Raw genomic sequence first — 19342 nt, 5'->3', positions numbered from 1 at the left:
AATACGGTCAAATTAAACGTATTTGCCAAAAATTACATAAATTCGTACAAGAATAAATACAAAAAGCTTAAAAACAATAAAATATGAAATGGGCAGGCAGAAGACAAAGTGATAACGTTGAAGATCGCAGATCAATATCTGGCGGAAAAGTTGCCGTTGGAGGCGGAATAATTGGAATTATTATTTTACTGGTAAATGTTTTTGGTGGTGAAAATGCCCAGCTGATCACTCCTGTTTTAGAACAAATGCAAGGCGGACAAACTCAAACGGAAGCAGCTGCGCCATTAAGCAAGGAAGATGAAGAAATGGGCCAGTTTGTAAGAGTTGTTTTAGCCGATAATGAAGACATCTGGGGGAAAATATTTGCTGAGCACGGAATGACGTATAAAAACCCGAAATTGGTGCTTTTTAGAGGTTCTGTTCAAACTTCATGCGGAGGAGCTTCATCTGCATCCGGGCCTTTTTATTGTCCCGCAGATCAAAAGGTATATATGGATTTAGGGTTCTTTGAAGAACTTAAAACAAAATTTGGTGCCAAAGGCGGCGATTTTGCCATTGCCTACGTAATAGCACATGAGATTGGACACCACGTTCAGACACTTTTAGGAACATCGGCAAAAATGCATCAGGAACAAGAAGGAAAAAGCCAGGCCGAAGCCAATAAACTTTCGGTTGCTTTAGAACTTCAGGCTGATTTTTATGCCGGAGTTTGGGCACATTATAACGAGAAGAACTTAGATACCGGAGATATCGAAGAAGCTTTAAGTGCTGCAAATGCTGTGGGAGACGACGCTATTCAAAGCAAAATGCAGGGACAAATTGTTCCTGACTCTTTTACACACGGAACATCTGAACAAAGAATGTATTGGTTTAAAAAAGGCTTTAAAACCGGAGACATCAAACAAGGAACTACTTTTGACGAAATTAGATAATAAATAAACCAAATATAATAACCGCCAAAAAAAGCACAACTTAGCAGTTGTGCTTTTTTAATTTCCAATATTTTTAAATATAAAATTCCAAAATCTCGCAAAGCTAAAACCGGATGATGGAAAATGCTCGGCTGGAGCCTTCGCATCAAATAAAAATATTTACTCATAAAAACTTTTTGATCTTACTTAAATTTCCAATAGATCCCAGCTTAATCTTAAATCACTTATATGGTTCAAAAAAAATAAGCGCACAAAAAAAGCCTTGAATTTCTTCAAGGCTTTAAATTTCTGGGTGGCTGACCGGGTTCGAACCGGCGACCCGCGGCACCACAAACCGCTACTCTAACCAGCTGAGCTACAACCACCATTTTTGCTTAGCGAGTGCAAATATAGAACAAAGGTTCAGTTCTACAAAGAAAAAAATGAAAAATTTTCATGAAAATTACATCAAATTTTCTAAACTATTGACAGCCAAACATCTTTCAACAGTAAAACCTTCGGCAAAATCTTTCCCAACTAACCTTCCTAAGTCCTGCGCACGATAATTTAAGCTTTCCATAAAGTTCTTACTTGTAATTGGCGTAGCAGGTTCTTTTGAGTTTGGATCATAAAATTGCGTTTTATAAGCCATAACCGCTTCGATCTTTTTTTCTTCAAAACCTGTAATATCGACTACAAAGTCTGGCTCCAGGTTTTTCCACTGAATATAATGGTATACTACTTTTGGTCTCCACGCTTCTTGTTTCTCTCCATCGATAAACGTTTCAATTTTCATCAAACCTGACAAAAAACAAGAATCAGAGACTAATTTGCTTCCTTTTCCGTGATCGATATGACGGTCATCAACTGCATTACACAATACGATTTCCGGCTTGTATTTACGAATCATTTTTATAACCTCTAACTGGTGTTTTTCGTCATTCACAAAAAAACCATCACGTAAGCCCAGATTCTCACGAACCAAAACCCCTAAAATCTTTGCTGCATCTTTCGCTTCCTGATCTCTGGTTTCAGCCGTTCCGCGCGTTCCTAATTCGCCGCGCGTTAAATCAACAATACCTACTTTTTTCCCAAGGGAAACTTCTTTTAAAATTGTTCCGGCACAACCCAATTCTACATCATCCGGATGTGCACCAAAGGCTAATATATCTAATTTCATTTTTTTTTTGTTTGTTTTATTTCAGGTTTCAGGTTTAAAGTTTCAAGTTTAGTCTCAGTATCCAGTCTCCATAACTGCAAACTGCGACTGCGACTGAAAACTCATAACTCATAACTCATAACTCATAACTAATAACTCTAAGAACTCTTTTCATCGTCATTGATTTATTGACGCTTTCCTCCCATTCTTTTTCCGGGATACTTTCTTTTGTAATACCGCATCCCATATATAAAATCGCTGTTTTATTCTGGATCTGCATGCTTCGTAAATTTACGAATAAATCAGAACTCACAGATTCATTAGCAAAACTGCTGTTTAATTCGCCTAAAAAACCCGTATAAAAAGTACGATCGTAATTTTCGTTTTCTATAATAAACGCTTTTGCTTTTTTCTTTGGTAAACCACAAACCGCCGGCGTTGGATGAAGCGTATCAATTACTTCTTCAAGAGTTGAATTTTCATTCAAAACTCCCGAAATATCCGTTTTAATATGCCAGATCGATCCGGCTTTTAAACTATAGGGTTCCGTCACTACAACCGAATTAGCCACTTCGCGTAAACGCTTTACAATAAAATCGGTTACATATTGCTGTTCGTCTTTTTCCTTTTGCTCCCAGCGAATTTCCGTTTCTAAATCTGCTTTTTGTGTCCCGGCCAAAGCGGTAGTTTCAAAAACATTTCCGTTGGCTTTTAAAAGTTGTTCCGGTGTTGCGCCCATCCAAAGTCCGATTTGAGGATGAAAAAAGCAGTAACAAAAAGTGGTTGGATATAACTGCACCAAATGCTGAAAAGTTTCAATGAAATCAAATTCAGACAAAGCTGCTTTTTCGCTTCGGGATAAAACTACTTTTTTGAATTCGTCATTTTTAATGGCTTCAATTCCTTTAGAAACTAAGTCTTCGTACTGAATTTTAGCTTCGGCATCAAAATGCAAATCATCCGTTTCAAAAGATTCAAAAGCCGTGCTTTCTTTCTCGGCAGTAATAATTTCCGATTCATTTTCAGGAATCAGCACCAGCTCTTTTTCATCAAAAGAAGCAAAAACAAATCCTTTTTCGCTGTAATCTGAGATTTTGTGCAGTGTATTATTTTGCTGTAAAAGTCCAAAAACACTAGAAGTATTAGGCTTTGAATAAATTACAAAAGGTAAGTTTTGATTGTAATGTTGTTTTGTTTTTGAGAAAAAATTATTCATGTCCCTTATTCTGTTTTCTTTTTCTCCAAAACCATATTCGTCAGTTTGCAAAGCGAAATTAAATTTCCTGCTTCGTCTGTAATCTTAATTTCCCAAAGATGAAGGCTTTGGCCTTTGTGAATAATTCTGGCTGTGCCAAAAACAACACCTTCACGAATACTTCTTAAATGATTTGCCGAGATTTCGATTCCGCGTACTTCCTGCTCTTTTGGGTTAATAAAAAAGAAAGAAGCCGCACTTCCTACACTTTCTGCCAAAGCTACTGAAGCTCCTCCGTGTAATAATCCCATTGGCTGATGAACGCTAGGATTTACTGGCATTTTTGCAGTTAAAAAATCTTCTCCAGCATCGATATATTCTATTTTCAGCGTTTCCATTAATGTGTTTTTAGAAAACTCATTGCAGCGCGCTAAAATCTGTTCTTTTGTGTAATTCATTAAAATGGACTTTAAAATCGTAAAATTAAAGAAAAGATGAGATACAAATTCGAAAATCCAATTCTAAAATTAAAAATCATTTATAAACTTGTCAGTTTTTTGCTATTTTTACAAAAACAATCAAAATCAATCTTTGGCTGGATTATTTTTTGCCACAGATTGCACAGATTAAAAGAATTTAAAATATAGCCGCAAATTTTAATTCAATTTGTAAAATTCTAAGCGAAAAAAAATCTTTTCAATCCTTTTAATCTGTGGCTAAAAAAACTATTTAAATGCGTCAGTACTTTATACTCTTTATTTTCGGAATAATTCTAGCGTTTAGTTCTTGTAGAACTGATTTTGATACTGTTGCCAGTTCCGGAAATTTAAAGTTTTCAAAAGACACTGTTTATCTTGATACCGTTTTTAAAAATATTGGTTCAAGCACCTATCAGCTTAAAGTTTATAACCGAAGCAAAAAAGACATTTCGATTCCAATTATACAGCTTAAAAAAGGATTGAACTCAAAATACCGAATGACCGTTGACGGAATGAACGGCAATAACGGAAAGATTTTTAAAGATGTTACGCTTTTAGCCAAAGACAGTTTGTACATTTTTATTGAAACAACAGCTGATATTACTGATGCTGACCCAACAGATTTTCTGTATACCGATGAAATTCAGTTTGACAGCGGCGCCAATTTGCAGCAAGTAGCATTGGTAACCCTGATTCAGGATGCTGTTTTTTTATTCCCAAAACAAAATGCTGACGGAACAAAAGAAAAAATCAAAATTGACGGTAAAGATGTTGACGGATTTTATCTTAACGAAAGCGATCCTGAAAACGGAAATGAACTCATTTTTACCAAACAAAAACCATACGTAATTTACGGTTATGCGGGAGTTCCAGAAAACAAAACGGTAACTTTTCAAGCCGGAACAAGAGTTCATTTTCATGCCGGATCAGGTTTATACGTTGGCGACAAAGCTTCTCTTCAAATTAACGGAGCAGTATCTACAACCGACAAACTCGAAAACGAGGTTATTTTTGAAGGCGATCGTTTAGAATCGCTTTACTCAGATATTCCGGGACAATGGAAATCGGTTATTTTTTCTAACGGAAGCGCCAATCATTCCATCAATCATTTAACCCTAAAAAATGCGATTACAGGCTTAGATTTTCAAAATCCATTTAATACCGTTGAAATCAAAAACACGCAGATTTACAATTGTGCCGAATACGGAATTTTAGCTCAAAATACGCATATTATTGGCGAAAACATCGTGATTAATTATGCCGGAATAGCCAGTTTATCTTGTGTGTATGGCGGTAATTATAATTTTGCACATTGTACTTTTAATAACAGCTGGTCAAATAGTTCAAATTTTGCCGTTAACTTGAGTAATAGTTTAGCAGGCAAAACTCCCGAAACGAATCCGCTCACGAATGCAACTTTCAATAATTGCATTATTTACGGTTCCAGCACCAATGAGTTGAATTTAAACAAAAATACAAATGCAGCATTTGTGTATCAGTTAAACAATTGTCTGCTGAAATTCGGCAGTTCAACAAATCCTAATTATCAGTTTAAAACCGATACAGAACATTACAATCAGATTATTTTAAATGAAAACCCGAAGTATTATAATGTTTCTAAAAATCAATTGAACATCGATAAAACTTCTGCCGCTTTCGCGAAAGGAAATCCGGCCTATATAATTCCGCAGGATATTTTAGGAATTACAAGAACTTCTCCACCAGATTTGGGTGCTTATCAAAGTAAAGATTTTCCCTCTAAATAAAATTAGGAGGTCTAAATAAGCTTTTTTGAAATTGTCAACGCAGACTTTTTGTTATCAGAGTCTGCATCTTATGTTTAAAACCAAAACATAATCATCACTTAACACGTTTTTTTCTTTAAAACTGTAATCTTGCCCTAAGAATTAAACATATTCATTTTAAGACTTTAAGTCGCAATTTCAACCTGCTTATTTATGAAAAAAAACTACTTTTTTCTTTTTTTCCTGATTTTTACATCAGCCTTTGCACAAATTCCAACCGGATATTACGATACAGCAACTGGGACTGGTTATACATTAAAAACACAATTGTATAATATTATTAAAGGCCACACAGACAACGGATATGGCGGACTCTATGTAACATATGCTACATCAGATCTTGATCATTTTTATGAAAATGATGGTTCGGTTTTAGATATGTATTCTGAAAATCCATCAGGAACAGATCCTTATACTTACAGTATTGCTGCTACTCAAAGATGCGGTAATTATGTTAAGGAAGGTGATTGTTACAATAGGGAGCACATTATTCCACAATCTGTATTTGATGAAAAATCACCAATGGTAGCAGATGCTCATTTTATTACGCCAACAGATGGAAAAGTAAACGGAATGCGCTCAAATTATCCTCATGGCGTTGTAAATAATCCAACTTATACTTCTTTAAATGGAAGCAAATTAGGGACAAATTCTACTGCAGGATATTCAGGAATTGTTTTCGAACCAATTGATGAATTTAAGGGCGACATTGCAAGAATGTATTTTTATTTTGCAACACGATATGAAAACACAATTGCCGGATATTCATATCCAATGTTTAACGGAACTTCAAATAAGGTTTTTACAGCAGCTTTCTTAAATATTCTTTTAGCCTGGCATACACAAGATCCCGTAAGCCCGAGAGAAATAGAACGCAACAATGCGATTTATACTCGCCAAAACAACCGAAATCCATTTATCGACCATCCAGAATATGTAAATCAAATCTGGACCACTGAATCAGATGATACTACACCGCCAACTACACCTCTAAACTTAACGGTTACCCAAAGTACTTCAAACTCAATAAGTTTAAGCTGGTCGGCTTCGATCGACAATGTAGGGATCGCAGCTTATGCGATTTACGTAAATAATGTTTTTAAACAAAATGCAACAGGCACAACTGCTGTAATATCAGGATTAACACCATCTACAACATACTCTTTTTATGTAGTTGCAAAAGACACATCAAATAATTTATCACCTCAAAGTACCTCTGTAAATGGAGATACAACTGAAGCATCTTCTGGAGGAGGTGGTACAATTACTAATGAAATTTTCTTCACAGAATACATTGAAGGTTCTGGTAACAATAAATATCTCGAAATTTCAAATTTCACAGGAAACACAGTCGATTTAACTAAATACGCCATCAAAAAGCAGGTTAACGGTGCCGGGCCGTGGACATCAACTTCCGGACTTTCATTAACAGGAACATTAGCTCATGGAGCATCATATGTAATAGCATACAATCAGGGTGCTGCAACTTGTTTTACTCCGGCAAACGCTAATCTATCAAGCGGCGCAACGGAACTTCAGTTTAACGGAAATGATCCTGTTGGATTATTTAAAAATGATGTTTTAATCGATATAATTGGTACTTTAGGCAATACTGCTAACTTTTCTATTGACGAAACTTTAAGAAGAAAACCAACGATTTCTTCGCCAAACACTACTTTTAATAAAGCTGCAGAATGGGATGTCTACCCTAAAGACACTTGCAGCGGATTAGGAAGCCACAGTTTAGCGAATTTAGGAACTGGAGATTTTGAATCTAATGTGTTTTCAATTTATCCAAATCCTTCAAATGGTCATTTTACTATTCAGCTTAAAGATTCCAACGAAGCTTCAAATATTGAAATATTATCAATTTTAGGACAAAGCATTTTCTCACAAAAAAACACTACTAATTCATCCATAAACGTAAATAATCTTCAAAAAGGAATTTATATTGTACGTATTACTCAAGGCTCAAAAGCAAGCAGTAAAAAAATAATTATCAACTAATAAAGCTGTTTCACCTTAATAAATCTCCCGCAAAGACTATGATTGTTAAAATCATGTCTCTGTGGGATTTTATATAAAAAAACCACTCGTAAGAAAATATATCCAGAATTAAACATTGCTTAACGCAGCGTATTTATAAAAGTAGTAGATTTGCTACAATACATTTTTAAATTTCTAAAAATCAGATTCTTAAAAACGTAATTAACACCCAAATCTTAAACTATTATTTATGAAAAAAAACTACTTTTTACTGTTATTGCTGTCTTTCAGCATTGGCTTTGCTCAAATTCCTTCTGGTTATTACAATGCCGCAACCGGAACAGGTTACACCTTAAAAACGCAATTGTATAATATTATTAAAGACCACACCAATAATGGTTATGCCGGTTTATACACGACCTACCTTACTTCTGACGTTGATAACTTTTATGAAAACGACGGAACAATCCTGGACATGTATTCTGAAAATCCATCAGGAACAGATCCTTATACCTATACAACAGGAACAGCCCAACGATGTGGGAGTTATTCTGTAGAAGGTGATTGTTATAACAGAGAACACATTATTCCACAGTCGGTTTTTAATGAACAATCTCCAATGGTTGCCGATGCCCATTTCATTACTCCAACCGATGGAAAAGTAAACGGAATACGTTCTAATTATCCACACGGAACAGTAAGCTCCGCAACTTACACTTCTCAAAACGGAAGTAAATTAGGATCAAGCTCGGTTTCAGGATATTCAGGAACTGTTTTCGAACCTATTAATGCCTTTAAAGGTGATATTGCCCGAATGTATTTTTATTTTGCAACACGATATGAAAACACCGTTGCCGGTTATTCTTATGCTATGTTTAATGGTTCTAGCAACCAAGTTTTTACCACAGCTTTTTTAAATGTTCTTTTGGCCTGGCATGCGCAAGATCCTGTTAGTGCAAGAGAAATTGCGAGAAACAATGCGATTTATGCTCGTCAAAATAATAGAAATCCGTTTATCGATCATCCGGAATATGTAAATCAAATTTGGGGAGGAACATCTTCTACAGATACTCAGGCACCAACTGCACCAGCGAGTTTAGCTTCGACTTCAAAAACAGCTGTTTCGATTACACTTGCGTGGAATGCTTCTACAGATAATGTTGCCGTTACAGGTTATGATATTTATGCCAACAGCGCCTACAAAACCACTGTTTCGGGTACAACAACTACTATTACGGGTTTAACCGCTTCGACTGCTTATTCTATTTATGTAAAAGCGAAAGATGCTGCAGGAAATGCTTCTTCTTCAAGCAACACCATTTCGGTTACAACCGACAGCAGCGGAACCGGAACAGCTACAGATTTGCTTTTCTCTGAATACATAGAAGGTTCTGGAAACAATAAAGCTTTAGAAATCGCCAACAATACCGGAAGTTCTGTTACTTTATCTGCTTATACGATAAAAAAACAAACCAATGGCGCAGGTTCCTGGAGCACCGGATTGGCTTTAACTGGAACATTAACAACAGGAAGTAAGTTTGTAATTGTAAACAGTTCTATGTCTTCAGCTTGTTATTCTACAAGTGGAGCCAATATTTCGACCACTGCAACCGAATTGACTTTTAACGGAAATGATGCTGTAGGTTTATTCAAGAATGGAGTTCTAATTGACATCATTGGAACTTTTAATGGCGGAACAGCCAATTTTGCCGCCGATGTAACTTTAAGAAGAAAATCGACTGTGACTTCCCCAAGCAGCACTTTCAATTTGAGTGCTCAATGGGATTCGTTTTCACAAGATACTTGTAACAATTTAGGAAGCAAAAAAGTACAGCCGACTGAAGAAGAAATTGTAGAACTTTCAGATGAGATTGTTGTTTTTCCTAATCCTTCAAACGGGCTGTTTAATGTGGTTTTAGACAATTCAAATTCTCCTTATTCGGTAGAAATACTTTCTTTTACGGGACAAAAAGTTTACGAAAAACAAAATACCACAGATCCTGTCATTTCAGTGAATCATCTTTCGAGCGGTATTTATGTTCTTAAAATCGAAAAAGATTCAAAAACGATTATTAAAAAAATAGTCATCAACTAAAAATATTTTTTTCACACTCCCGATAGCTATCGGGAGCGTGAAAAAAAAAACTTTGCGTCTCAGCAGCTTTGCGAGATTAAATACAAAATCCTTAAAATTCAATCCCTTTTCAAAGCAACATCATTTTTTTTAAAAGAGTTTGTTATCAAATTTGCGCTTACTATTTATTTAAACTAAATTTGCAGCTCAATACAACAAACTACACATCACAATGATCCATTTCTTTGAAAACCAAAGCAAAACTGTTTTTGCCGTACAAACGCAAAACGAAATTTCAGCTCAAGACATTTCAAAATTAAACTGGCTTTTTGCCGACTCGAATAAGATCGAAAAATCCGCACTGACGGATTTTTTTGTTGGTCCACGCGCCACTATGATCACACCTTGGAGTACAAATGCTGTAGAAATTACTCAAAATATGGGTATTCCGGGCATTATCAGAATTGAAGAATTTCATCCGGCAACGGAAGATTTTACTGATTTTGATCCGATGCTTTTTCAAAAATTCACTCAATTAGATCAGGAAATCTTCACAATCAACATTCAGCCTGAACCAATTTTGGAAATTGATGATATCGCAACTTATAATAAAGTAGAAGGTTTAGCTTTAAGCCAGGAAGAAGTTGATTATTTAGATAATCTAGCCGTAAAATTAGGAAGAAAGTTAACTGATTCTGAAATTTTCGCTTTCTCTCAAGCTAACTCAGAGCACTGCCGTCACAAAATTTTCAACGGAACTTTTGTTATTGATGGTGAAGAAAAAGAGACTTCTCTTTTTAAATTAATCAAAAAAACATCACAGGAAAATCCTAACGATATTGTGTCTGCTTACAAAGACAACGTTGCTTTTGTAAAAGGACCAAAAGTGCAGCAATTTGCACCAAAATCAGCAGACAAACCTGATTTTTATGAAATTAAAGAATTTGATTCTGTTATCTCATTAAAAGCCGAAACACACAATTTCCCAACAACAGTTGAGCCTTTCAACGGAGCTGCAACAGGTTCTGGAGGAGAAATTCGTGACCGTTTAGCTGGAGGGCAAGGATCATTGCCATTAGCAGGAACTGCAGTTTATATGACTTCATATTCTCGTTTAAAGTCCTTCGACTCCGCTCAGGATGACAGGAGTTGGGAAAATGCAATGGAAGAAAGAAAATGGTTGTACCAAACGCCAATGGATATTTTGATCAAAGCTTCAAATGGAGCTTCTGATTTCGGAAATAAATTTGGACAGCCGCTTATTACAGGTTCAGTTTTAACTTTCGAACATTCAGAAAATGACCGTAAAATTGGTTACGATAAAGTAATCATGCAGGCAGGTGGAATTGGATACGGAAAACTGGATCAATCAATTAAAAAGAAACCACAAGAAGGCGATAAAATCGTAATTCTTGGAGGAGAAAATTATAGAATTGGAATGGGTGGTGCTGCGGTTTCATCTGCAGATACCGGAGCTTTTGGTTCAGGAATCGAGTTAAATGCCATTCAGCGTTCAAACCCTGAAATGCAAAAACGTGCTGCTAATGCCATTCGTGGTTTAGTAGAAAGCGACAATAACCCAATTGTTTCTATTCACGATCACGGAGCTGGAGGACACTTAAACTGTCTTTCTGAATTAGTGGAAGAAACTGGAGGTTTAATCGATTTAGACAAATTACCAGTTGGAGATCCAACGCTTTCGGCAAAAGAAATTATTGGTAACGAATCTCAGGAAAGAATGGGATTGGTTATTGGTCAAAAAGATATTGATACTTTACAAAGAATCGCCGACAGAGAGCGTTCGCCAATGTATCAGGTTGGAGATGTTACGGGAGATCACCGTTTTACATTCGAATCAAAAACTACAGGTTTAAAACCGATGGATTATGCTTTAGAAGATTTCTTCGGAAGTTCTCCAAAAACGGTTATGACTGATAAAACTATCGTCAGAAAATATGCTGATGTCGCTTATTCAGCAAATGATTTTGAAAGTTATTTAAAAAACGTTTTACGTTTAGAGGCTGTTGCTTCAAAAGACTGGTTAACAAACAAAGTTGACCGTTGTGTTGGTGGAAAAGTAGCTAAACAACAAAACGCAGGACCTTTACAATTGCCTTTGAATAACGTTGGGGTTATGGCTCTGGATTATTTAGGAAAAGAAGGTATTGCAACTTCTATTGGACACGCTCCTATTGCTGCTTTGATTGATCCGGTTGCAGGAAGCAGAAATGCTATTGCAGAATCGTTATCAAACATTGTTTGGGCGCCAATTAAAGATGGTTTAAAAGGTATTTCATTATCTGCTAACTGGATGTGGGCTTGTAAAAACGAAGGTGAAGACGCTCGTTTATATGCTGCTGTTGAAGGCTGTTCAGAATTTGCAATCGAATTAGGAATCAACATTCCGACAGGAAAAGATTCACTTTCGATGAAACAAAAATATCCAAACGACGAAGTAATCGCGCCGGGAACGGTTATTATTTCTGCTGGAGGAAACTGTACTGATATTAGAAAAGTAGTGGAACCGGTTTTACAGAAAAACGGAGATTCTATTTATTATATCAATTTGTCTCAGGATGATTTCAAATTAGGAGGTTCATCTTTTGCACAAATCAGAAACACAATCGGAAACGAAACTTCTACGATTAAAAATGCTTCTTTCTTCAAAAATGCATTTAATACAATCCAGGAATTAATCGGCGAAAGCCAAATTTTAGCCGGACACGATATCGGAAGCGGTGGTTTAATCACTACTTTATTAGAATTGTGTTTTGCTGACGTAAACCTTGGAGCTAAAATTGATTTCAGCGCTTTCGCGGAAAAAGACGTATTGAAAATCCTTTTCGCAGAAAACATCGGAATTGTATTCCAGGCAAAATCTGATGCAGCTGTTGAAGCTAAATTGAATGCAAATAATATCGAATTCTTCAAATTAGGTACAGTTCAAAGCACACCAAGTTTGGAATTTGGAATTTATAATTTGGATATTGCGAAGTATAGAGACATTTGGTTCGAAACTTCTTATTTATTAGATCAAAAACAATCTAAAAATGGAAGAGCTCAGGCACGTTTTGAAAACTATAAAAATCAGGTTTTAAACTATACTTTCCCTGCACATTTTACAGGAAAAAAACCTGTAATCGATGCTTCGAAACCAAGACCAAAAGCAGCTATTATTCGTGAAAAAGGAAGTAATTCTGAACGTGAAATGGCAAATGCTATGTACTTGGCAGGTTTTGATGTAAAAGACGTTCACATGACGGATTTAATTTCGGGTCGTGAAACGCTTGAAGATATTCAGTTTATTGGTGCTGTCGGCGGATTCTCTAACTCAGATGTTTTAGGTTCTGCTAAAGGCTGGGCAGGAGCTTTCTTATACAACGAAAAAGCAAAAACAGCTTTAGATAATTTCTTTAAAAGAGAAGATACTTTATCTGTTGGAATCTGTAACGGATGTCAGTTGTTTATGGAACTTGAAGTGATTAATCCAGAGCATGAAATTCACGGAAAAATGCTTCATAACGAAAGTCAGAAACACGAAAGCATCTTTACATCAGTAAAAGTTCAGGAAAACAACTCTGTTATGCTGTCAACATTGGCAGGAAGCACTTTAGGAGTTTGGGTTTCTCACGGAGAAGGTAAATTCAAATTGCCATATTCTGAAGACCAATACAACATTGTTTCTAAATATGCTTACGAAGGTTATCCTGCAAACCCTAACGGATCTGATTATAACACCGCAATGATGTGTGATAAAACCGGAAGACATTTGGTTATGATGCCTCATATTGAGCGTTCTACTTTCCAATGGAACTGGGCTCATTATCCAAAAGACAGAAACGACGAAGTTTCGCCTTGGCATGAAGCTTTTGTTAATGCAAGAAAATGGATTGAGAAAATCTAAGAATATATTTTTACTTAAGCGCCCGAAATTATCGGGCGTTTTTTTTGGCCCACGGATTTTACGGATGAAAAGGATTTACACAGGTCTTTCTTTTTTTCGCCACAGATTTCACAAATTATCACAGATTATTTTTACCTGTAGAGGAAAATCATTTTAATCTTTAATCTGTGGCTATTTTTTAAGATTACAAATAAAAAATTCGTGCTAATTCGTGCTAATTCGTGCTAATTCGTGGAATTCGTGGCGAAAAAACCTTCATAAAAAAATCAACAAATTCTCGGCAATTGCTCTCCTACTAAAGGATTCACAACCCTTTTACCTCCAAAAGAACTTTCTATAATTATTTTGGAAGGATGTTCAGTAGTAACAAAACCAATTTCTGATGCGTTTGGATTTACTTTTTGTAGAATTCTCAATACCTCATCTTTAATTTCGGACGCTGCTATGCAAACAAAAATCCCCTCATTTGCAACATAGAGCGGATCTAATCCTAACAGCTCACAGGCACTTTTTACCTGATTTTCTACTTTTATATTTTCTTCAAAAAGTGAAATCCCTAAATTAATTTCTGTCGATATTTCATGTAAAACCGAAGCTAATCCGCCACGGGTTGCATCTCGTAAAAAATGAATTTTATCTCCAAACTGTTCTATTAGCTCTGCCACTATATGGTTTAAATTAGTGGTATCGCTTAAAATATCGCTGTCAAATTCTAATCCTTCACGTTCAGACATAATCGCCATTCCGTGCGAAGCTATGGCTCCATTTATGATTAAAACATCATTCTCTTTAATATTTTGAGATTTGATGGCTGCTTTTTCATGAATAATTCCAATTCCGGAAGTATTGATATAAATTTTATCGCCTTTTCCTCTTTCAACAACCTTTGTGTCTCCAGTCACAATTTTGACATTAGCTTTATCGGCTGCTCTTTTTATAGATATGATAATTTCTGTAAATTCTGCTAAGCTAAAACCTTCTTCTATAATTAAGGCCAGCGAAAGATATTTTGGAACTGCACCGCACATCGAAAGATCATTTACGGTACCATTTACTGCAAGTTCGCCAATATTTCCTCCTTTAAAAAATACTGGAGAAATAACATAGCTATCGGTTGAAAAAGCCAGATTTCCACTTAAATTAAAAAATGCACCATCGTGGCGGACTTCTAAAATATCATTTTTTAAGATCTTAAAAATTACCTCATTGAGTAATTTAGTCATGTGTTCACCACCGCTTCCGTGGTGTAGGTGAATCACTTCAGATGTTTTTTCCATTTTAAAATATTAAATCTCTTCGCCCATTTCTTTTAGAATCTCCATTGTTCTTTTGGCTTCGGCTTCATCAATAATACCAATAGCTGCACCTACATGAACCAAAAGATAATCGCCAGTTTTAGCCTCTGGAACAAGAGCCAGATTGACTTCTTTAATAATCCCTTCAAAAGAGACCTCTCCAATTCTAAAAGTTTCATCAAGTTCTATTGTGACCTTTTCAAGTCGGCCGGGAACTGCTAAACACATATTTATTTTTTTATAGATTGCGTTAAAAAATCGTACCAGGCAGTTAAGCCTTCGCCTGATGCTGCAGAAACTTCAAAGAAAGTCAAATGTGGATTTACTTTTCTTGCGTATTCTTTTAGTTTTTCCAAATCAAACTTCAAGTAAGGCAATAAATCAATTTTGTTGATCAGGCAGATTTGCGATCCTGAAAACATATCAGGATATTTAAGCGGTTTATCCTCGCCTTCCGTAACGGATATAATCACCACTCGTTTTAATTCTCCTAAATCAAACATGGCCGGACAAACCAGATTCCCAACATTTTCGATCATTAAAACAGAATCGGAAACAGGTTTCAGTTCTTTCACCGCTCTTGCAATCATTTCGCTGTCTAAATGGCAGCCTTTCCCTGTATTAATCTGGATTACGGGAACATTCAATTTATGAATTCTGTCGGCATCATTGGTAGTCTGCTGGTCTCCTTCGATTACCGAAAAAGCCATTTTATCTTTCAAATCAGCAATTGTTCTTTCTAATAAAGAAGTCTTACCAGAACCCGGTGAACTCACTAAATTGATTGAGAAAATATTCAAAGCTTCAAAGAAACCTCTGTTTCGCTCCGCAGTCAGTTGATTTTTGTATAATATATCTTTTTCAAGCTGCACAATATTTATTTCATGAGAATGACTGTGCGAATGATCATGATGATGATGGTGGTGATCGTGGTCATCATGCTCGTGATCGTGATCGTGGTGATGGTCATGATGATGATCTTCATGATCGTGATGATGATGATGATGATGATGATGTCCAAAATGAGAATGAGAATGCTTCTCTCCTATTTTGGTAAATCTTATTTCGTTTTCATCAGAACTGCATCCGCAAGTGGTACACATAATTATGCTATTTAATGATTATTTTTTTGATTTTTAATTCTTTCCCCGCAATAATTTCTTTAAACGGACTATTACAGTTTGGACAGCTGTCGAAGCTTTTATCAATATGGAATTCTGTCTCACATTCGGCACATCTGGCCTTTCCTTCGGGCTCTTCAATAAATAGTTTTGCATCGCTTAAAACACTTCCATTAATACATTGTGGCCATACGAAATTAAAGGAATCAATCTCGACTCCGGATAGTTTCCCAATTTCTAAATAAAGTTCTAAAGCTTTGTTTCCCTTTATTTTATCTACTTCTTGTTCCACAATTTTCACAATCGAAGTAACTACCGAAAGCTCATGCATAGTATCAGTTTCTAAATTTTAAAAAAGCCTCGCAAGTTACCATCAAAAAATAGGGTAAAAACTGACAATTATCACATTGCACCATTTATTGTTTAAATAATTTTGAACCCCAATAAAATAAAATTCAAGACATAAGTACTTAATTATGCCTTTTTTAAACCAACAAAAAGCTTTTATAAAACATAATCAGGATGGATGATAAAAATAAAATCAACGAAACCTACTATAACAGTATAGAAAGACAAGGTTACAGCAGGAGAGATTTTTTAAAATTTGTTGCTTACATTGGAGCCTATATGGGAGTTCAAAGTTCTGCGATTGGTCAAATTACCAAAGCTTTAGAAAACACACCCCGACTTCCCGTTATTTGGGAACACTTTCAGGAGTGCACCTGTTGTAGTGAATCTTTTATTCGTTCTGATCACCCTATTGTTGCTGATATCATTCTGGATAAAATTTCTTTAGATTATACTTTGACTTTAATGGCGGCTTCCGGACATCAGGCCGAAGCGGCTAAAAAAGCTACAATGGACAAATACAAAGGAGAATATATTCTTTGCGTTGAAGGTTCTATACCTATGGGAGCCGATGGAAATTACTGCTGTATAGGAGGACGAAGCGCTCTTGATATTCTTAAAGAATCTGCTGCTGGAGCAAAAGCGATTATTGCTTGGGGAAGCTGTGCTACCTCAGGCTGTGTACAAGCTGCAAAACCAAATCCAACCGGAGCTGTGCCTATCAACAAAATTATTACCGACAAACCTATTATAAATGTTCCGGGATGCCCGCCAATTGGTGAAGTTATGGCCGGAATTATTGTGCATGTTGTCGCATTTGGAAAATTACCTGAATTAGACAGTGCTGGCCGTCCAAAAGCTTTTTATTCTAAAAGAGTTCACGACAGCTGTTACCGAAGACCTTATTTTGATGCCGGATTATTTGCAGAAAACTTTGATGACGAAAATGCGAAAAAAGGTTATTGTTTATATAAAGTAGGCTGCAAAGGACCAAGTACTTACAATGCCTGCGGTAACATGAAATGGAACGGCGGTGTGAGTTACCCAATTCAATCAGGTCATGGTTGTATTGGCTGCAGTGCAAATGATTTCTGGGATGCTGGAAGTTTCTATTCCAGAGATTCTTCAATAAATCTTGGAAACATTGAGGCAAATGCCGATACTCTTGGAAAAGTGGCACTTGGCGGCGTTGCTGTGGGTATTGGTGCTCACGCGATTCTTTCGAATGTATCGAAAAGAAAAGAGCTTAATCAAAGAATCAGTCAGGGAACTGAAAACGAAAAACACTTAGAGGATTTATAACCTATAAAGAAATAAAATGGCAGAGAGAATAGTTGTAGACCCGATTACACGAATAGAAGGACATCTAAGAGCCGAAGTAGAAATCTCAGATGGTACAATCAAAGAAGCATTCTTATCCTCAACAATGGTTAGAGGACTCGAAAATATTGTTAAGGACAGAAACCCAAAAGATGTTTGGGCATTTGTACAGAGAACCTGCGGTGTTTGTACCGCAACTCATGCAACCGCATCTGTACGTTCTGTTGAAGATGCATTAGGAATTGTTGTGCCGCCCAATGCCGAGATTGTGAGAAACATTATGCTTGGCGCACTGTATATGCACGATCACGTGGTTCACTTTTATCATCTGCATGCTTTTGACTGGGTTGATGTCTTGAGCGGTTTAAATGCAGATCCTGTAAAAACATCACAATTGGCGCAATCTATTTCGAATTGGCCAAAAAGTTCACCGGGCTATTTTTCTGATCTTCAAAAAAGATTGAAAAAATTTGTTGCCAGCGGTCAATTAGGAATTTTTGCTAATGGCTATTGGGGACATCCACAAATGAAATTACCGCCAGAAGCCAATCTAATGGCGACTGCGCATTATCTTGAAGCCTTAGAATGGCAAAAAGAAATTGTAAAAGTACATGCCATCTTTGGAGGTAAAAACCCGCATCCTAACTTTTTAGTTGGAGGAATGGCCTGCTCTATCAATCTGGATGATGCAAGCGGACTAAATGCTGAAAGATTAGCTTTTGTAAGACAGTTACTAGAAGATGGAAAACGTTTTGTAGAGCAGGTGTATCTTCCGGATGTACTTACTATTGCCAGTTATTATAAAGATTGGGGAGCTCTTGGCGGTTTCCATAATTTTATGACTTTTGGAGATTTCCCAACGCAGGGACATAATAATACCAATAACGATACTTTTAAATTTCCATCAGGCGTTATTTTAAATAAAGATTTGACCAAAGTTCACGATCTCGATTTAAGAAACTTAAAAACGGTTGAAGAATATGTAAACAACTCCTGGTATGATTATGAGGGAGATGGAAATCTAGGAAGACAGCCTTGGTCTGGAGAAACGAAAATAAACTACACGGGGCCAAAACCGCCTTATACTCATTTAAATGTCGACGAAAAATACAGTTTTATCAAAACACCAAGATGGAAAGGCCATGCTATGGAAGTGGGTCCGCTGGCAAGAATGCTGGTGGGATATGCATCCGGAAGAGAAGAGTTTAAAGAAAGCGTAGATCGTACTTTATCGCAGCTGCAAATTCCTGCCGCAGCTTTATTTTCAACTTTAGGACGTACCGCGGCCAGAGCTTTAGAATCGCAATTGGTTGCCAAATGGAATTTAGAATTCTTTGACAGTCTGATTGAAAACATCAAAAAAGGCGATACTAAAATGGCGAATACAGAAAAATGGGAAACCTCAACCTGGCCAAAAGAATCTCAGGGAGTTGGTCTTGTAGAAGCACCAAGAGGAGCTTTAAGCCACTGGATTGTAATTAAAGATGCCAAAGTTGCCAATTATCAGCAAGTCGTTCCTTCAACCTGGAATGCGTCGCCAAAAGATCCAAAAGGACAGCGTTCTCCTTATGAAAGCAGCTTATTAAATACACCAATCGCAAATCCTGATCTGCCTCTGGAGATTATTAGAACCATACATTCTTTTGATCCTTGTATTGCGTGCGCAGTTCATTTGTATGATGAAAACGGTGATATTATAAAACAAGTAAACGATATAACAATTTGCGGTTCTTAATTTAAACTGT

General features: G+C 36.4%; 14 protein-coding genes and 1 tRNA gene. 7 read left to right on the top strand and 8 right to left on the bottom strand.

The genetic code is table 11. From position 1 onward, the window contains the following. The first annotated feature begins 83 nt into the window (after positions 1-83). Positions 84-932 (top strand): KPN_02809 family neutral zinc metallopeptidase, encoded by an 849-nt coding sequence (ypfJ, locus tag AC1RRQ_RS13770; RefSeq protein WP_493023609.1) that lies wholly within the window; start codon positions 84-86, stop codon positions 930-932. 291 nt (positions 933-1223) lie between these two features. Here the strand turns inward: ypfJ and AC1RRQ_RS13765 are convergent. The 4 genes from AC1RRQ_RS13765 to AC1RRQ_RS13750 form a co-directional block, all read right to left on the bottom strand. Then, a tRNA-His gene (locus tag AC1RRQ_RS13765) sits at positions 1224-1297 on the bottom strand. A 77-nt stretch (positions 1298-1374) separates the two neighbouring features. Beyond that, complete coding sequence (gene bshB1, locus AC1RRQ_RS13760) at positions 1375-2091, bottom strand: bacillithiol biosynthesis deacetylase BshB1 (protein ID WP_493023608.1); 717 nt, start codon at positions 2089-2091, stop codon at positions 1375-1377. 115 nt (positions 2092-2206) lie between these two features. Next, the gene (locus tag AC1RRQ_RS13755; protein WP_493023607.1) at positions 2207-3286 is read right to left on the bottom strand and encodes a chorismate-binding protein; all 1080 of its coding nucleotides are present in this window, start codon (positions 3284-3286) and stop codon (positions 2207-2209) included. A gap of 5 nt (positions 3287-3291) precedes the next feature. Beyond that, complete coding sequence (locus AC1RRQ_RS13750; RefSeq protein ID WP_493023606.1) at positions 3292-3723, bottom strand: PaaI family thioesterase; 432 nt, start codon at positions 3721-3723, stop codon at positions 3292-3294. A gap of 275 nt (positions 3724-3998) precedes the next feature. Here AC1RRQ_RS13750 and AC1RRQ_RS13745 point away from each other — a divergent pair, with 275 nt between their 5' ends. The 4 genes from AC1RRQ_RS13745 (at position 3999) to purL (ending at position 13513) form a co-directional block, all read left to right on the top strand. Continuing rightward, on the top strand, positions 3999-5510 hold the full coding sequence (locus AC1RRQ_RS13745) for a hypothetical protein (protein WP_493023605.1): 1512 nt from the start codon (positions 3999-4001) through the stop codon (positions 5508-5510). A 192-nt stretch (positions 5511-5702) separates the two neighbouring features. Beyond that, positions 5703-7556, top strand: a complete 1854-nt coding sequence (locus tag AC1RRQ_RS13740; protein WP_493023604.1) for an endonuclease — start codon at positions 5703-5705, stop codon at positions 7554-7556. 229 nt (positions 7557-7785) lie between these two features. Continuing rightward, positions 7786-9630, top strand: coding sequence for an endonuclease (locus AC1RRQ_RS13735; RefSeq protein ID WP_493023603.1), 1845 nt, complete (start codon positions 7786-7788; stop codon positions 9628-9630). 211 nt (positions 9631-9841) lie between these two features. Then, entirely contained in the window at positions 9842-13513 is a 3672-nt protein-coding gene (gene purL, locus AC1RRQ_RS13730) for a phosphoribosylformylglycinamidine synthase (RefSeq protein WP_493023602.1), read from the top strand. A 266-nt stretch (positions 13514-13779) separates the two neighbouring features. On the opposite strand, the gene hypE is transcribed toward purL, so the two are convergent. From hypE to AC1RRQ_RS13710, 4 genes are read right to left on the bottom strand one after another with little or no spacing between them, the layout of a single operon-like run. Further along, complete coding sequence (gene hypE, locus AC1RRQ_RS13725; RefSeq protein WP_493023601.1) at positions 13780-14790, bottom strand: hydrogenase expression/formation protein HypE; 1011 nt, start codon at positions 14788-14790, stop codon at positions 13780-13782. 9 nt (positions 14791-14799) lie between these two features. Then, a complete protein-coding gene (locus AC1RRQ_RS13720) occupies positions 14800-15036 on the bottom strand; it encodes a HypC/HybG/HupF family hydrogenase formation chaperone (RefSeq protein WP_493023600.1) in 237 nt (78 codons plus the stop codon). Between the two features lie 2 nt (positions 15037-15038). Next, the gene (gene hypB, locus AC1RRQ_RS13715; RefSeq protein ID WP_493023599.1) at positions 15039-15911 is read right to left on the bottom strand and encodes a hydrogenase nickel incorporation protein HypB; all 873 of its coding nucleotides are present in this window, start codon (positions 15909-15911) and stop codon (positions 15039-15041) included. 7 nt (positions 15912-15918) lie between these two features. Then, positions 15919-16260: a hydrogenase maturation nickel metallochaperone HypA/HybF gene (locus tag AC1RRQ_RS13710; protein WP_493023598.1), complete on the bottom strand. Its 342-nt coding sequence runs from the start codon at positions 16258-16260 to the stop codon at positions 15919-15921. 191 nt (positions 16261-16451) lie between these two features. On the opposite strand from AC1RRQ_RS13710, the gene AC1RRQ_RS13705 reads away from it, so the two are divergent. Together AC1RRQ_RS13705 and AC1RRQ_RS13700 are read left to right on the top strand one after the other, a co-directional pair. Then, a complete protein-coding gene (locus tag AC1RRQ_RS13705) occupies positions 16452-17579 on the top strand; it encodes a hydrogenase small subunit (protein WP_493023597.1) in 1128 nt (375 codons plus the stop codon). A gap of 16 nt (positions 17580-17595) precedes the next feature. Further along, complete coding sequence (locus AC1RRQ_RS13700; protein ID WP_493023596.1) at positions 17596-19332, top strand: nickel-dependent hydrogenase large subunit; 1737 nt, start codon at positions 17596-17598, stop codon at positions 19330-19332. Positions 19333-19342: the final 10 nt, after the last annotated feature.

It is taken from the genome of Flavobacterium sp. GW821-FHT12A05 (assembly GCF_058807735.1).
The sequence above is the reverse complement of the archived record's forward strand: the minus strand, read 5'-3'. Positions and strand labels throughout refer to the sequence as shown.

Coding starts and splice junctions, on each gene's coding strand:
- ypfJ (WP_493023609.1), top strand. CDS start 84: ATGAAATGGGCAGGCAGAAGACAAAGTGATAACGTTGAAGATCGCAGA.
- bshB1 (WP_493023608.1), bottom strand. CDS start 2,091: ATGAAATTAGATATATTAGCCTTTGGTGCACATCCGGATGATGTAGAA.
- AC1RRQ_RS13755 (WP_493023607.1), bottom strand. CDS start 3,286: ATGAATAATTTTTTCTCAAAAACAAAACAACATTACAATCAAAACTTA.
- AC1RRQ_RS13750 (WP_493023606.1), bottom strand. CDS start 3,723: ATGAATTACACAAAAGAACAGATTTTAGCGCGCTGCAATGAGTTTTCT.
- AC1RRQ_RS13745 (WP_493023605.1), top strand. CDS start 3,999: ATGCGTCAGTACTTTATACTCTTTATTTTCGGAATAATTCTAGCGTTT.
- AC1RRQ_RS13740 (WP_493023604.1), top strand. CDS start 5,703: ATGAAAAAAAACTACTTTTTTCTTTTTTTCCTGATTTTTACATCAGCC.
- AC1RRQ_RS13735 (WP_493023603.1), top strand. CDS start 7,786: ATGAAAAAAAACTACTTTTTACTGTTATTGCTGTCTTTCAGCATTGGC.
- purL (WP_493023602.1), top strand. CDS start 9,842: ATGATCCATTTCTTTGAAAACCAAAGCAAAACTGTTTTTGCCGTACAA.
- hypE (WP_493023601.1), bottom strand. CDS start 14,790: ATGGAAAAAACATCTGAAGTGATTCACCTACACCACGGAAGCGGTGGT.
- AC1RRQ_RS13720 (WP_493023600.1), bottom strand. CDS start 15,036: ATGTGTTTAGCAGTTCCCGGCCGACTTGAAAAGGTCACAATAGAACTT.
- hypB (WP_493023599.1), bottom strand. CDS start 15,911: ATGTGTACCACTTGCGGATGCAGTTCTGATGAAAACGAAATAAGATTT.
- AC1RRQ_RS13710 (WP_493023598.1), bottom strand. CDS start 16,260: ATGCATGAGCTTTCGGTAGTTACTTCGATTGTGAAAATTGTGGAACAA.
- AC1RRQ_RS13705 (WP_493023597.1), top strand. CDS start 16,452: ATGGATGATAAAAATAAAATCAACGAAACCTACTATAACAGTATAGAA.
- AC1RRQ_RS13700 (WP_493023596.1), top strand. CDS start 17,596: ATGGCAGAGAGAATAGTTGTAGACCCGATTACACGAATAGAAGGACAT.